11 protein-coding genes are annotated in these 14,588 nt (G+C 45.4%); 6 read left to right on the top strand and 5 right to left on the bottom strand.

What is annotated here, in order from left to right; all coding sequences use genetic code 11:
* The first annotated feature begins 204 nt into the window (after window positions 1-204).
* Entirely contained in the window at window positions 205-1,104 is a 900-nt protein-coding gene (gene metF, locus AC3CID_RS14490) for a methylenetetrahydrofolate reductase (protein WP_004729683.1), read from the top strand.
* 115 nt (window positions 1,105-1,219) lie between these two features.
* Here metF and AC3CID_RS14485 read toward each other — a convergent pair whose 3' ends face one another.
* The 3 genes from AC3CID_RS14485 to argE form a co-directional block, all read right to left on the bottom strand.
* Window positions 1,220-1,759, bottom strand: coding sequence for a PadR family transcriptional regulator (locus AC3CID_RS14485; RefSeq protein ID WP_065207413.1), 540 nt, complete (start codon window positions 1,757-1,759; stop codon window positions 1,220-1,222).
* 373 nt (window positions 1,760-2,132) lie between these two features.
* Window positions 2,133-4,769 carry a phosphoenolpyruvate carboxylase gene (ppc, locus tag AC3CID_RS14480; protein ID WP_488526699.1) on the bottom strand — a complete coding sequence of 879 codons (2,637 nt, stop codon included), beginning with the start codon at window positions 4,767-4,769 and terminating at the stop codon, window positions 2,133-2,135.
* 251 nt (window positions 4,770-5,020) lie between these two features.
* The gene (gene argE / locus AC3CID_RS14475; protein WP_488526698.1) at window positions 5,021-6,157 is read right to left on the bottom strand and encodes an acetylornithine deacetylase; all 1,137 of its coding nucleotides are present in this window, start codon (window positions 6,155-6,157) and stop codon (window positions 5,021-5,023) included.
* A 153-nt stretch (window positions 6,158-6,310) separates the two neighbouring features.
* On the opposite strand from argE, the gene argC reads away from it, so the two are divergent.
* The 4 genes from argC (at window position 6,311) to argH (ending at window position 11,663) form a co-directional block, all read left to right on the top strand.
* The gene (gene argC / locus AC3CID_RS14470) at window positions 6,311-7,315 is read left to right on the top strand and encodes an N-acetyl-gamma-glutamyl-phosphate reductase (RefSeq protein ID WP_488526697.1); all 1,005 of its coding nucleotides are present in this window, start codon (window positions 6,311-6,313) and stop codon (window positions 7,313-7,315) included.
* A 12-nt stretch (window positions 7,316-7,327) separates the two neighbouring features.
* Window positions 7,328-8,116, top strand: coding sequence for an acetylglutamate kinase (argB, locus tag AC3CID_RS14465; protein WP_488526696.1), 789 nt, complete (start codon window positions 7,328-7,330; stop codon window positions 8,114-8,116).
* Between the two features lie 113 nt (window positions 8,117-8,229).
* Window positions 8,230-9,441, top strand: a complete 1,212-nt coding sequence (locus tag AC3CID_RS14460; RefSeq protein WP_009848894.1) for an argininosuccinate synthase — start codon at window positions 8,230-8,232, stop codon at window positions 9,439-9,441.
* Window positions 9,442-9,788: 347 nt separating this feature from the next.
* Complete coding sequence (argH, locus tag AC3CID_RS14455; RefSeq protein ID WP_004729676.1) at window positions 9,789-11,663, top strand: argininosuccinate lyase; 1,875 nt, start codon at window positions 9,789-9,791, stop codon at window positions 11,661-11,663.
* Window positions 11,664-11,916: 253 nt separating this feature from the next.
* Here the strand turns inward: argH and AC3CID_RS14450 are convergent, their stop codons facing one another.
* Complete coding sequence (locus tag AC3CID_RS14450) at window positions 11,917-12,165, bottom strand: DUF3624 domain-containing protein (RefSeq protein WP_080572706.1); 249 nt, start codon at window positions 12,163-12,165, stop codon at window positions 11,917-11,919.
* 87 nt (window positions 12,166-12,252) lie between these two features.
* Between AC3CID_RS14450 and AC3CID_RS14445 the strand changes: the two genes are divergently transcribed.
* Window positions 12,253-12,600 carry a RidA family protein gene (locus tag AC3CID_RS14445; protein WP_102370802.1) on the top strand — a complete coding sequence of 116 codons (348 nt, stop codon included), beginning with the start codon at window positions 12,253-12,255 and terminating at the stop codon, window positions 12,598-12,600.
* Between the two features lie 329 nt (window positions 12,601-12,929).
* On the opposite strand, the gene AC3CID_RS14440 is transcribed toward AC3CID_RS14445, so the two are convergent.
* Window positions 12,930-14,396, bottom strand: coding sequence for a dihydrolipoyl dehydrogenase (locus AC3CID_RS14440; protein ID WP_488526695.1), 1,467 nt, complete (start codon window positions 14,394-14,396; stop codon window positions 12,930-12,932).
* Window positions 14,397-14,588: the final 192 nt, after the last annotated feature.

The raw sequence follows: 14,588 nt of genomic DNA, 5'->3' as shown, positions 1-14,588 counted from the left end.
GTGTTTGTCAGCCTTTTTTCTACATTATTTCTGCTTTGCGACCCATCTAACGACTTGAGTTTTACTCACGATCTACTTGAGAAAAATTCATAATGGATCTGTTGACATTAAATCGTATTCAATACATTCTACAGACATATAGACGTCTAAACGTCGTTTAAGGATTTGAGTTTTAGTGGTTGCTTTTGCCACAGGGAGAGTAAGATGGGATACACACACGCTAGTCATATCGACGCTTTAAATCAGAATATCGCTGAGCTTTCTGACAACATCAATGTGTCATTTGAGTTTTTTCCACCAAGCAGTGAGAAGATGGAAGAGACCTTGTGGAACTCTGTTCACCGTCTTAAAACACTTCAACCAAAATTTGTATCGGTAACTTACGGTGCAAACTCGGGTGAACGTGACCGTACCCACTCAATCATTAAAGAAATTAAGAACCAAACTGGCCTAGTGGCAGCACCACACCTAACATGTATTGATGCGAGCCGCGAAGAGCTGATTCAAATTGCCGACGACTACTGGGCAAATGGCATTGAAAGTATTGTTGCGTTGCGTGGTGACATTCCAGCAGGCGGCGGTGCGCCAGAGATGTACGCATCTGATCTAGTCGAGCTACTTAAATCTCGCCACGATTTTGATATCTCAGTAGCGGCATTCCCTGAGGTTCACCCTGAAGCAAAAAGCGCTCAATCTGATCTTATTAACCTAAAGCGTAAAGTGGATGCGGGCGCGAACCGTGCTATTACGCAATTCTTCTTCGATGTAGAAAGCTACCTACGTTTCCGTGACCGTTGTGTAGCGGCAGGTGTGGATGTTGAGATTGTACCGGGTATCTTGCCAGTATCTAACTTCAAGCAAGCGTCTCGTTTCGCTGCGATGAATAACGTAAAAGTACCGGGCTGGATGGCGAAGCAATTCGAAGGCTTGGATGATGATCCAACGACCCGCCAGTTAGTCGGTGCGAGCCAAGCGATCGATATGGTTCGTACGCTGAGCCGTGAAGGTGTGAAAGACTTCCACTTCTACACGCTAAACCGTGCAGAAATGACCTACGCACTTTGCCATACTCTAGGTGTTCGCCCACAAGTTGCTGCGCTGTAATTAAGCTTCAGCCTTGTTAAAGCGCTATTTGCTGTAAATCTCAAGTCCGATAGATACAAAAAAGGCTTGGACTCTAAGAGTTCAAGCCTTTTGCTTTTCTAGCGTCTAGCTTAACTTAAGCAAGAGCACCAAGTTCAAGCAGTACTTCGTCCGCCCAAACAATCCATGCTTCACGGATAAGTAGGTTACGACGAAGCGTTAAACGCTCAAGGCGTGCTTGCTTGTCTAGTGTAGATGGCGTTGCGTAGTAAGCCGCTTCGATTTCTTTGTAGTGAGAAACCAGTTTGCGAGACTCTTCAACTAGCTCAGCAAGTTGTACACGGTAAGCGTCAGCAGGTTGTACAGCACAAGCCATTAGCTTAGCTGAGAACTCGTCACGAACGGTTGGGTGTGCAGTTGGTTGTTCAAACCATTCACCTAGCGCGCTGCGGCCTGCGTCAGTGATAGAGTAAACTTTACGATCAGGTTTGCCTTCTTGAGGCTCAAGCACGCAAGTTACCTGGTCGTTCTGAGCCATTTTATTTAGCTCGCGGTAAACTTGTTGGTGGCTAGCTTTCCAGAAGTAACCAATGCTTGAGGAGAATTCTTTTGTGATATCGTAACCAGTAGCATCGCGTGTACTTAAAACGGTTAGAATTACGTGTGGTAATGACATGTCTGAAATCCAAATGGTAAACAGTAAACAAATACTTAGACAACAAGTGTGCTTCTAATGGCACGTTATATTGGTTATGTCTAAGTAGCACCAACTCGGCGGTTGGTTATGTCACCTTACAAAGCCGTTTATCACCTAGGTTGACCAGTTTATAGGTCAAGTTGCTGCAGATTATTTTGTTGGAGTGTTTCCGCAGCGGAGCAGTAGTATATCTAAATAATAAGCATAAAGTAGAATACATGAACAAAATAACCCAAAAAACTGACAAAATACTTACTAGTGGTTATCTGGTGAAATAAAAAGGCCGCACATGGCGACCTTTTGTTCTTTTTTTAGATGTAAATGCTGATTAGGTTATAGTAGGAATCACTAATTAACCAGTGTTTCGCATACCTGCTGCAATACCTGCAATCGTCACCATTAGTGCTTCTTCTAGCTCTGCTGGTGGTGTTTCACACTTACGAGTACGGTAAAGCAACTCAGCTTGAAGCATGTTTAGTGGCTCAACATAGATGTTACGTAGGCGAATTGATTCAAGCCCCCATGGGTCACTCTGCATCAGGTTCTCGTTATTTTCTACATTCAGCACGGCTTTGATGTCTTTCTGCAATTGTTCTCGCAGTAATTCACCTAACGGCAGCAGTTCTTTATCAACAAGGCGTTGATCGTAGTACTTAGCGATTTCCATGTTGCACTTCGAGTACACCATTTCCAACATACCTAGACGAGTAGAGAAGAATGGCCATTCACGACACATTTCTTCCAGTAGCGCTTGATGGCCTTGATCTACGGAGTATTGGATTGCTTCACCTGCACCTAACCATGCTGGAAGTACCAAACGGTTTTGGCTCCAAGAGAAGATCCATGGAATCGCACGTAAGCTTTCTACGCCACCGTTCGGGTTACGCTTTGCAGGGCGAGAACCAAGGGGCAATTTGCCTAACTCTAGCTCTGGCGTAGCTTGACGGAAATAAGGGACAAACTTCTCTTCACCGCGAACCACGTTACGGTAAGCCTCACAAGAAACTTGAGAAAGCACTTCCATTAGGTCGCGCCACTCTTGCTTTGGTTCTGGTGGCGGCAGAAGGTTCGCTTCTAGAATCGCACTTGCGTACAGGTTGAAACTGTTTACGGCAACATCTGGTAAGCCAAGCTTAAAGCGGATCATCTCGCCTTGTTCTGTTACACGTAAGCCGCCTTTCAAGCTCTTAGGTGGTTGAGAAAGTAGGGCTGCGTGCGCTGGCGCACCACCACGACCAACTGTACCGCCACGGCCGTGGAATAGAGTCAGTTCGATGCCTTCTTCATCACAAACCTTAACCAGCTTGTCCATCGCGTCGTATTGAGCCCAACCTGCAGACATTACGCCGGCATCTTTCGCTGAGTCAGAATACCCAATCATCACCATTTGGTGGTTCTGGATAAAACCACGGTACAAATCGATGCTCATTAGCTGTTTCATTACTGCTTCTGAGTTGTTCAAGTCGTCCAGCGTTTCGAACAATGGACATACGTCCATGCGGTACGGGCAACCACATTCTTGCAGCAACAAGTGAACAGCCAGCACATCCGATGCTGTACGAGCCATAGAAATTACGTAAGCACCAAAGGCTTCGCGAGGTTGATCAGCAACGACCTTACAGGTGTCTAAAACCTCTTTGACTTGTTCAGATGGCTCCCAGTCGCGCGGTAGCAGTGGGCGTTTTGAGCTTAATTCATTGGTTAAGAAAGCAATCTTGTCTTGCTCGCTCCACTGGTCGTAATCGCCAATGCCTAGGTAGCGAGTCAGTTCAGATAGGACATCTGAGTGACGTGTACTTTCTTGACGAACATCGAGACGAACTAAATGCACACCGAATGCTTTTAGGCGACGTAGGGTATCAAGCAGAGAACCATCCGCGATTACGCCCATGCCACATTCGTGCAGCGATTGGTAACACGCGTAAAGTGGTGTCCAAAGTTGGTCGATGTTCTGTAGTGTTTCTTTCTTCGGTACTTCAGCATCATGCAGTTTTGCATCAAGCACTTCTAGCGTGTTGTTCAGCAGAGTGCGTAGGCTCTTAAGGATTGCACGGTAAGCTTCGTGCTCATCGCCAGCCAATTCACGAACGGCATCATTACACTTCGTCATCGACAGTTCGGTAATCAGCTCGTTCACGTCACCTAGGTACAGATCAGCGGCTTTCCAGCGAGATAGGCGCAGTACTTCTTTGGTGATGGTGTGCGTTACGAATGGGTTACCATCGCGGTCGCCACCCATCCAAGATGAGAAGTGAACTGGGCGTGCATCGATTGGTAGGCCTTCACCAAGGTAACCTTTTAGTCGGCCATCCATATCACGTAGGAAATCAGGCACGGCTTCCCATAGAGAGTTTTCTACAACCGCAAAGCCCCACTTAGCTTCATCAAGTGGTGTCGGGCGTTGCTGACGAATCACATCAGAGTGCCAACCTTGAGCGATAAGCTGCTCTAGACGACGTTCTGTTTTCACGCGTTCTTTGTGTGATAGGTCGCTTAATTCCAATTTAGACAGACACTCGTTGATCTTAACCAGCTTGTTGATCATGGTTCGACGAGTGATTTCTGTTGGGTGAGCGGTCAAAACGAGTTCAATGTTCAGGTCGCGAACGGCTTGAGCCGCGTCTAGCTTGCTGATGTCATTTTGATTTAGTTTAGAAAATAGAGATTGCAGCACGTCTGGTTCGCAAACATGCTCCTCACAGTGGCGAGAGATGGTGTGGTATTGCTCTGCCATGTTGGTGAGGTTGAGAAATTGGTTAAATGCACGAGCAACAGGAGTGAGTTGTTCGTTCGGCAGGTTTTTGATTTCTTCAACTAGGCTGTCACGGTCAGCTTTGTTGCCTGCGCGGGCGGATTTGGAAAGTTTACGGATAGTCTCCACTTTCTCTAAGATAACGTCACCATGTGCATCTTGGATTGTGTTACCTAGCAAGCGTCCCAGCATGCTTACGTTACTCTTGAGAGCGGCGTATTTCTCGTTCATTGTCATCCTGCCTCGTAAAAAAATTACATCCATTGTTCCTTGTTAAGTACACAATCTAGCGAAAAGTGCTGTATCTAGTCAAATAAAGCATTCTAAGTTTGCAATTATTAGGTTTAAAAATGCGGGAGAAGTAAATTTTTCAAAACTTAGGGAAAAAGTGAAATTTAATTACAAGATCAGGCTGTGTCAGGGATAACAGAATAAAAGCCACCTTTTGGGGTGGCTTTTATACGAAAATATTGGAAGGGAAGTAATAACTAGAAACAATATTTACGGATCGATTTACTCAGAACATCAATTGTTGGGTCAATAAAATCGAAGCTTAAGAACTCATCCGGTTGGTGAGCTTGGTCAATTGAGCCTGGACCTAACACCAAGGTTGGACATAACTCTTGAAGGAAAGGTGCCTCAGTACAGTAGTTCACGGTTTGCGATTCAATTTCACAAACTGATTCCATGCCACCAATAAATGGATGGTCGTGCTGGCACTCATAACCCGGGATTGGCTCATGCAGGGGAGTAATCTCAATTCTGCCCGGCCATTTTGCTTCTACTTCTTTAAGCGCGCTGCGCAGCATGTTATCCAAGCCATCTAAGCTGATACCGGGCAAAGGACGAACGTCATAGTGTAGTTCACAGCAGCCACAGATACGGTTAGCGCTGTCGCCACCGTGAATATGACCAAGGTTTAGAGTAGGACTTGGAATTGCAAAACCTGGGTGATGGTATTCTTTGACTAGCTTGTCACGCAGCTGCATTAAGGCAAGCAGCACCTCATGCATGATCTCAATGGCGTTGACGCCTAAAGCTGGATCTGAAGAGTGGCCTGACTTACCCGTGACTCGAACAGCATTAGCGACATGGCCTTTATGACCACGAATCGGCACGAGGCTGGTTGGCTCACCAATGATGCAGTAATCCGGTTTAAACGGCGCATTTTCAGTGAAATGACGTGCACCCAGCATAGTGGTTTCTTCGTCACAGGTTGCTAATACATAAAGCGGCTTGGTTTGCTTGCTCCAATCCATCTTCTTTGCAGCTTCATAAACGAAAGCGAAAAAGCCTTTCATATCCGCGGTGCCCAATCCGTAGAAGCGGTTGTTGTGTTCTGTCAGTGCGTGAGGATCGAAATTCCAACGTCCTTCATCGAATGGCACCGTATCGCTGTGTCCTGCAAGCAATAAGCCGCCTTCTCCAGAACCCATCTTTGCGACCATATTATGTTTGCCGGGTTCGACTTCTACGACCTCTACACTAAAGCCCAAGTCTTTAAACCATTGAGCCATTTTCTCGATGACTTTTTCGTTGCCATGATCCCAGCTTGGATCGGTAGAGCTAATAGAGTCGGTTGAAATTAGGCCTTTATAGACCTCAAGGAAACTCGGTAATTGCATAATATCTTCACTTCTACTATTGACAGGAAAACCATAAGTCGGTAAAACACATATTAAATCATATTTAATGCATAAGAAATCAAATAAAGCTAAAAATTAAGTATGAATAGTCAAATTTGAAATGTTACTTACCTCAGGAATGGATGTGTTGAGATGTTGAAAACCACGATCATTGGCGCAAGCGGCTACACAGGAGCAGAACTGGCTCTAATGATAAACAGACACCCTGAGCTCACGCTATCAGGTTTATATGTCTCAGCCAATAGTGTAGACGCGGGTAAACCTATCGCTGCACTGCACGGTAAGTTAGCTGGCCTGATTGATATGCCAGTACAACCTTTAACAAATCCGGAAGAAGTGGCTAAACAGTCTGATGTGATTTTCTTAGCAACCGCGCATGAAGTAAGCCACGACCTAGCCCCCATCTTTCTTGAGAATGATTGCCAAGTATTCGACCTATCGGGCGCGTTTAGAGTTAAAGGCGAAAACTTTTATCAAGAGTTCTACGGTTTTGAGCATCAACATGAACAGTGGCTCGATAAAGCGGCTTACGGCTTAGCTGAGTGGAATGAGCAAGAAATTAAAGAAGCTCAACTTGTCGCAGTAGCCGGTTGTTACCCAACAGCTTCTCAATTAGCGATTAAGCCTTTGGTTGAAGCAAAGCTACTTGATACAAACCAATGGCCGGTGATTAATGCAACCAGTGGTGTAACCGGAGCCGGTCGTAAGGCGAGCATGGTCAACAGCTTCTGTGAAGTGAGCTTACAAGCTTATGGGGTATTCAATCACCGTCATCAACCTGAAATGGCTGCACACTTAGGATGTGATGTGATTTTCACCCCGCACCTAGGCAACTTTAAGCGCGGTATTTTGGCGACCATCACCATGAAATTGGCCGAAGGCGTGACAGAACAACAGATACAAGATGCCTTTGAGCAAGCTTACCAAGGTAAACCAGCGGTGAGATTACTCGAAGAGACATTGCCAAGAATTCAAGATGTAGAACAGACGCCTTTCTGCGACTTAGGTTGGAAGGTTCAAGGTCAACACATCATCGTTGTTTCAGCGATTGATAACTTATTAAAGGGTGCATCTAGCCAAGCGATGCAGTGTTTGAATTTACGTTATGGTTTTGCGCCATTAACTGCGTTAGTGTAAGGAAATCTAGATATGAGCCTTAATAATCAACCATTAATCATAAAGTTAGGTGGCGCTGCGCTATCTTGTGGTGAAACACTTAGCAAGTTATTTGGTGCTATCTCTGCTTACCAACAACAAGCACAACGACCAATCGTGATTGTTCACGGTGGTGGTTACCTTGTTGATGATTTGATGAATAAGTTGAACCTCGAAACCGTTAAGAAAGAAGGGCTACGTGTTACTCCTTATGATCAGATCCCTGTGATTGCTGGCGCGCTAGCGGGTACAGCCAACAAGTTACTTCAAGGTCAGGCGATCAAAGACGGTATCAATGCCGTTGGTTTGAGCCTAGCAGACGGTGGTTTATGTAAAGTCAGCGAGCTGAACCCTGAATTGGGTGCAGTAGGTAAAGCTGAGCCGGGCGACTCAACCGTTCTGCAAGCCATCCTAAATGCTGGTGCATTACCAATCATTAGTTCTATTGGTCTCACTGATCAAGGACAACTGATGAACGTTAATGCCGATCAAGCCGCGGTTGCTGTTGCAGGCGCACTTGATGCTGAACTGGTACTGCTTTCTGATGTAAGTGGTGTGTTGGATGGTAAAGGTCATCTGATTCCAAGCCTTAATCAGCAACAAGCCGATGACCTTATTAAAGGTAAAGTGATTACCGATGGCATGATCGTGAAAGTACAAGCTGCACTAGAAGCGGCTAATGACCTAGGACGACCAATTGAAGTTGCAACCTGGCGATACCCAGACAAGCTGACACAACTTTTTGCAGGTAAGAGCATAGGAACACAGTTTTTACCTCAGTAGACCTCACTACGAGTTACTACTAAAGAATTTAGATAAATAAATTAAATATATAATTATTAAAGTGATTTCCAACGCTGACCGCCATGTGCAGTATGGAAACTAGGAGAAAGAAAATGAGCAAAGTTAACGTAAAGAAAGTTGTAGTAGCCTACTCTGGCGGTCTAGACACATCAGTAATCATCCCATGGTTGAAAGAGAACTATGACTGCGAAGTTATCGCATTTGTTGCTGATGTAGGCCAAGGCGATGAAGAGCTGATTGGAATCGAAGAGAAAGCAAAAGCTTCTGGTGCGTCTGAGTGTTACATCGCTGACCTTAAAGAAGAGATGGTGGCAGATTACATCTACCCAACGCTTAAAACAGGTGCTTACTACGAAGGTAAATACTTGTTAGGTACTTCAATGGCTCGTCCAATCATTGCGAAAGCTCAGGTTGAAGTTGCACGTAAAGTAGGTGCAGACGCTCTATGTCACGGCTGTACAGGTAAGGGTAATGACCAAGTTCGTTTTGAAGGTGCATTTGCTGCACTAGCACCAGACCTACACGTAATTGCACCTTGGCGTGAATGGGATCTAGTAAGTCGTGAAGAGTGTCTAGATTACCTAGCAGAGCGTAACATCCCTTGTACGGCTTCTCTTACCAAGATTTACTCGCGTGATGCAAACGCATGGCATATCTCTACAGAAGGTGGTGTTCTAGAAAACACATGGAACGCACCGGATGAAGATTGCTGGGCTTGGACTGTAGACCCAGAGCAAGCGCCAAACGAATCTGAAACAGTGACGCTTAAAGTTGAAAAAGGTGAAGTGGTTGCGGTTGATGGCGAAACAATGACGCCATACAACGCGCTGGTTTACCTAAACGAGAAGGGTGCTAAACACGGTGTTGGTCGTATCGATATCGTAGAAAACCGTCTTGTTGGCATGAAGTCTCGTGGTTGTTACGAAACTCCGGGTGGCACAATCATGATGGAAGCACTGCGTGCAGTAGAGCAATTGGTTCTTGATAAAGCGGCATTCGAATTCCGTGAAGAGCTGGGTGTTAAGGCTTCTCACCTTGTATATGACGGCCGTTGGTTCACTCCGCTATGTAAGTCAATTCTTGCAGCAACAGATGAGCTAGCACAAGACGTGAATGGTGAAGTGGTTATCAAACTTTACAAAGGCCATGCAACGGTGACTCAGAAGCGTTCTGACAACAGCCTGTACTCAGAAGAGTTTGCAACCTTTGGTGAAGATGAAGTATACGACCAAAGCCACGCTGAAGGCTTCATCCGTCTTTACTCGCTATCAAGCCGTATCCGTGCTCTGAATAGCCAAAAGTAATCCGAACAATGAGTTAGTGAGCTAGCCTTTAGCGAAAGGTTGAAGGCCAGTAAACAGACATCATTATGCAAAGCCCATTTACTATTGATTAGTGAGTGGGCTTTTTGCTTTTTGTTTGTTTAATAAATCAGCTTCGGTTTTTACTGTCGAATGGCATATAATTCGCTCTCCACGCTGAAAATAATCAATGGAATGAACTTTTGGTGAATAAATATGTGAAAATAATGAATTAATACTTTATTTTCATTTTGAATTGCCGTAAGTTTAAACCATCAGAAAAATACTGAATCTTAATCAGAATTATCATTTGCAAAAACAGTGAGCACTGTGCAATTAGGAGATACACAATGGCATTATGGGGCGGTAGATTTACCCAAGCAGCAGACACCCGGTTCAAAGATTTTAACGATTCTCTTCGTTTTGATTACCGATTGGCTGAGCAAGACATTGTGGGCTCTATTGCCTGGTCAAAGGCTCTACAATCGGTCAACGTTCTAACAGAAGAAGAACAGCAAAGACTAGAGCTTGCACTGAACGAGCTAAAACTCGAGGTGATGGAAGATCCTGAACAGATCTTACGTTCTGATGCAGAAGATATTCACAGCTGGGTTGAGCAACAACTTATCGGCAAAGTCGGTGATTTGGGCAAAAAACTTCATACTGGCCGTTCTCGTAATGACCAAGTAGCGACCGACCTTAAACTATGGTGTCGTCAACAAGGTAACCAACTGCTACTCGCGCTTGATCGTCTGCAAAGCCAAATGGTGAATGTCGCTTCTCAGCATCAAGAAACCGTGCTTCCTGGATACACTCACTTACAACGTGCTCAGCCGGTAACTTTTGCTCATTGGTGCTTGGCTTACGTTGAAATGCTTGAGCGTGATTACTCGCGTTTGAATGATGCGATTAAGCGTCTAGATACATGTCCGCTGGGTTCTGGTGCCCTTGCAGGAACTGCTTACCCGATGGACCGTGAAGAGTTAGCTCACAACTTAGGTTTCCGTCGTGCAACACGCAACTCTCTAGATTCAGTCTCTGACCGTGATCATGTGATGGAGCTGATGTCGATTGCATCTATCTCTATGCTTCACCTTTCACGTCTTGCAGAAGATATGATTTTCTATAACTCAGGTGAATCGAACTTCATCGAGTTAGCGGATACTGTGACGTCAGGTTCATCTCTGATGCCACAAAAGAAAAACCCTGATGCGCTCGAACTTATCCGTGGCAAAACTGGCCGTGTTTATGGTTCATTAGCCGCAATGATGATGACAGTGAAAGCCCTGCCTTTGGCGTACAACAAAGACATGCAAGAAGATAAAGAAGGTCTGTTCGACGCTTTAGACACTTGGAATGATTGTATGGAAATGGCTGCTCTTTGTTTTGACGGCATTAAAGTGAACGGCGAACGTACACTTGAAGCAGCGAAACAAGGCTACGCGAACTCAACTGAGCTGGCTGATTACCTAGTAGCGAAAGGCATTCCTTTCCGTGAAGCTCACCATATTGTTGGTGTGACGGTAGTGGCGGCGATTGCTAAAGGCTGTGCATTAGAAGAGTTAACCATCGCAGAGATGAAAGAGTTCTCTGAGGTGATTGAAGAGGATGTGTATGACATTCTGACCATTGAATCGTGTCTTGAAAAACGTAGCGCGCTAGGCGGTGTATCACCACAGCAAGTGGCTTACGCGGTTGACCAAGCTGAGAAGCGTTTATCACAGCGTGACACTTCCATCGTGAAGGTTCGTCCTGCTCGTCTGACGGATATTGAAGCGTTGGAAGGCATGGTGGCCTACTGGGCGAACATGGGTGAAAACCTACCTCGTTCTCGTAATGAACTGGTGCGTGATATTGGCTCGTTTGCTGTCGCAGAACATCATGGTGAGGTGACAGGTTGCGCCTCACTCTATGTGTATGACTCTGGCTTAGCGGAAATTCGCTCGCTCGGTGTTGAGGCTGGGTGGCAAGGTCAAGGGCAGGGTACAGCGATTGTGCAGCACTTGGTTGATAAAGCACGACAAATGGCCATTAAGAAGGTGTTTGTACTGACTCGTACTCCAGAGTTCTTTATGAAGCATGACTTCTTACCGACATCAAAATCTCTGCTGCCTGAGAAGGTGCTGAAAGATTGTGACCAGTGCCCTCGTCAACATGCATGTGATGAAGTGGCCTTGGAAGTAAACTTGGTAGAGCAGATTATCGCAAAGGTTAATGTGGCATAACACATTGATTTTGTAGCTCCCTAAAAAAAAGATCAAAAATCTGATCTTTTTTGGGAACAAACTAAGAAAAGTCCGGTCTATTAAAGTACCACTGCTTTTTCTTAGAATTTTCTAAGAAAGCCCTAGAATCGATTGGTTCTGGGGCTTTTTTCTATCTGTTGTTTGAGAAGTGATGATAACTCGAGTTGAGATTAATTTTTTGTGTATTGAATCTAGCACCTAGCCGTTATCGCCTATCCAACCAATCTCGTTATTAATGCTTTTTGTTCCTTAAAGGCAGCACCACAAACTTCATGAACCAATGCAGCGACAACAAACCACTGAACGCGAAAGCGGCCATCATCAAAGCGATGGCATTGATGGTTTTTGGATCTTCTCTGAAAAATAGCCACCATACTCCCCAACTCAAAATCGACAACACCATCAGCTGATTCATGCAACGCTGGCAGCGACCGAGTTTGTTACGGATTTTTTCACTTTTATTGCAATGAATGCATGTCATATTGGGTTTGATTCGCGTTATGCTTGTTGCCCTGATAATAACACGTCACAAGATATTGGATCACGGTGACACAGAGAGAGAAAGTCGATGATTGAGCGCCAAGACACCAAACAACGCATGAGCCGTATTGTGAAACACAACGGCACTATCTACCTATGTGGCCAAGTGTGTGCTGATGCAACCAAAGACATCACTGAGCAAACACAGACGATGCTAGATAAAGTAGAAGCCCTACTTGAGCAAGCGGGTAGCGACAAGGAACACATGCTGTCAGCAACGATTTACTTGAAAGACATGAAAGACTTCCAAGAAATGAATGCAGTTTGGGATGCATGGGTTCCAGAAGGTCACGCTCCAGCTCGCGCATGTGTGACGGGCGACATGGCTCGCGAAGCGCTACTTGTTGAGATCTCTGTGATTGCTGCTGAGAAGTAATCGCTAAGCCTTTAGCGACAAGTAATGGCTTCAAGAGATTCCAGATACCTCGTCCCTCGGTTCTGGAATGACGGTTAAGTTTTGGTTTAGCTGATGCGTCACTTTGGTCTGCTTCAGCTTAGATGCGTATTAAAAAGCATCGTTATACTGGTTAGCTTCGGATTGACGGTATAGGAAAATTATCGTCATTCCCGAAAGCGACGAAGGAGCGTAATCGGGAATCTATTATTTGCTCGTGGCCAAAAACAAAAAGGAAAGCCAATGGCTTTCCTTTTTAGTACCTAGTCTCTGTTAATAGACCAAACTGCTAGTTTTGCAACGACCTGAGATTAACAACCAGGGCCACAATCTAGACAGTGTTTCACCATCTCTGGACCAAGGTGCAGTTTCGCATTTAGGTCACGTAGCGCTGTTCGTACACCTTCTTCAATTACTGGATGGTAAAACGGCATATCCAACATTTCAGAAACCGTCATCTTTTTCTGGTGTGCCCATGCGAGTAAGTGAGCCAAATGTTCTGCGTTTGGTCCCATCATCTCAGCACCAAGGAAACGGCCTGTACCTTGCTCGCCGTAAACGTGCAGAATACCTTTGTTGCGTAGCATCACTCGTGAACGACCTTGGTTCTCGAAAGACACTTCACCTGTTGCGAAACAGCCACAGGTGCCTAAGCGGGTTATGATCTCTTTGTATGTTTCACCCACCATCGCGATTTGTGGGTCAGAGAATACCGCAGAGATTTTAGAGCGGCGTAAGCCAGCGCGAATCTCAGGGAAGCGACCTGCGTTATCACCGGCAATACGTGCTTGGTCTGCTGCTTCATGTAGCAGAGGCAGTTGGTTACTTGCATCACCGGCAATAAATACTGATGGTAGCGATGTTTGTAGCGTGTAGTGGTCGGCAATTGGAACACCACGCTCATCAAGCTCAAGAGAGGTATTCTCTAGGCCAAGCTTATCAGTGTTAGGACGACGGCCTGTCGCTGCCAGTACGTATTCAACGACGTTAGTTTCTAGTTCACCTTGCTTATTGATGAACTGGATTTCGACACGAGCTTCACCCGATTCAATGGTAATACGCTTCATGCTTTCGATTTTTACGTCAGCATCAAGATAGAACTCTTCATTGAAGGCTTTATCTGCATAAGCCATGATCTCTGGGTCGGTTACTGGGCCAACTTGACCACCCAAACCGAACAGTTTGGTCTTCACACCTAAGCGATGCAGTGACTGACCAAGCTCAAGCCCAATAACACCAGGGCCAAATACTGCGACTGATTCCGGTAAATCATCCCAGCTGAACACGTCGTCGTTAATGATCAGACGATCACCAAGCTCATTCCAAACTGCCGGATATGCAGGGCGAGAGCCGGTTGCGATAACAATACGTTTAGCGGTGACAACCGTGTGGTCATCAATTTGTAGCGTGTTGTCGTCTAAGAACTTTGCGTAGCCAGAAATCTTGTCTTGCTCTGGGATTTCATCAACACCTTCTAAAACAAAACCAACAAAACGGTCACGTTCAAACTTCACTCGGTCCATCACTTCACGGCCGTTAATCACGATATCACCTTGTGGGTGAACGCCAAAAGCCGGAGCTTTCTCGATTTGGTGTACGCTTTCAGCTGCTGCAATAAGCAGTTTAGATGGCATACAACCAACACGAGCACAGGTTGTACCGTAAGGGCCGCCTTCAATCATCACGACACTGTCAGTGTGTGCTTTTGCAGCGCGGTAAGAACCTAGACCTGCTGTACCGCCCCCGATAACTGCTACATCTACATTGACTTGTTTCATAATAATTTTCTCGCAATGGCTAAATTTAGTGTGAACGAACCCCTCCAACTCTGGTGATTTTTTGAGAGTCAGGATTGCGGGTCAGTTTTGTGATTCTGTTTTATTAGGTTTAGCTTGTGACTCTTAGGTTTGCGAGCTACGAGCTATATTCTTTTCCAAAGCTCAGATAAGAGTGGTTTGGAATAGCTAACC

The sequence above is a fragment of the Vibrio sp. QJM3NY_21 genome (assembly GCF_057785975.1).
Note: the sequence above shows the minus strand (reverse complement) of the source record. Positions and strands in the feature narration are given on the sequence as shown.

Coding starts and splice junctions, on each gene's coding strand:
- AC3CID_RS14445 (WP_102370802.1), top strand. CDS start 12,253: ATGATTGAGCGCCAAGACACCAAACAACGCATGAGCCGTATTGTGAAA.
- argH (WP_004729676.1), top strand. CDS start 9,789: ATGGCATTATGGGGCGGTAGATTTACCCAAGCAGCAGACACCCGGTTC.
- metF (WP_004729683.1), top strand. CDS start 205: ATGGGATACACACACGCTAGTCATATCGACGCTTTAAATCAGAATATC.
- AC3CID_RS14450 (WP_080572706.1), bottom strand. CDS start 12,165: ATGACATGCATTCATTGCAATAAAAGTGAAAAAATCCGTAACAAACTC.
- argC (WP_488526697.1), top strand. CDS start 6,311: ATGTTGAAAACCACGATCATTGGCGCAAGCGGCTACACAGGAGCAGAA.
- argE (WP_488526698.1), bottom strand. CDS start 6,157: ATGCAATTACCGAGTTTCCTTGAGGTCTATAAAGGCCTAATTTCAACC.
- ppc (WP_488526699.1), bottom strand. CDS start 4,769: ATGACAATGAACGAGAAATACGCCGCTCTCAAGAGTAACGTAAGCATG.
- AC3CID_RS14440 (WP_488526695.1), bottom strand. CDS start 14,396: ATGAAACAAGTCAATGTAGATGTAGCAGTTATCGGGGGCGGTACAGCA.
- AC3CID_RS14485 (WP_065207413.1), bottom strand. CDS start 1,759: ATGTCATTACCACACGTAATTCTAACCGTTTTAAGTACACGCGATGCT.
- argB (WP_488526696.1), top strand. CDS start 7,328: ATGAGCCTTAATAATCAACCATTAATCATAAAGTTAGGTGGCGCTGCG.
- AC3CID_RS14460 (WP_009848894.1), top strand. CDS start 8,230: ATGAGCAAAGTTAACGTAAAGAAAGTTGTAGTAGCCTACTCTGGCGGT.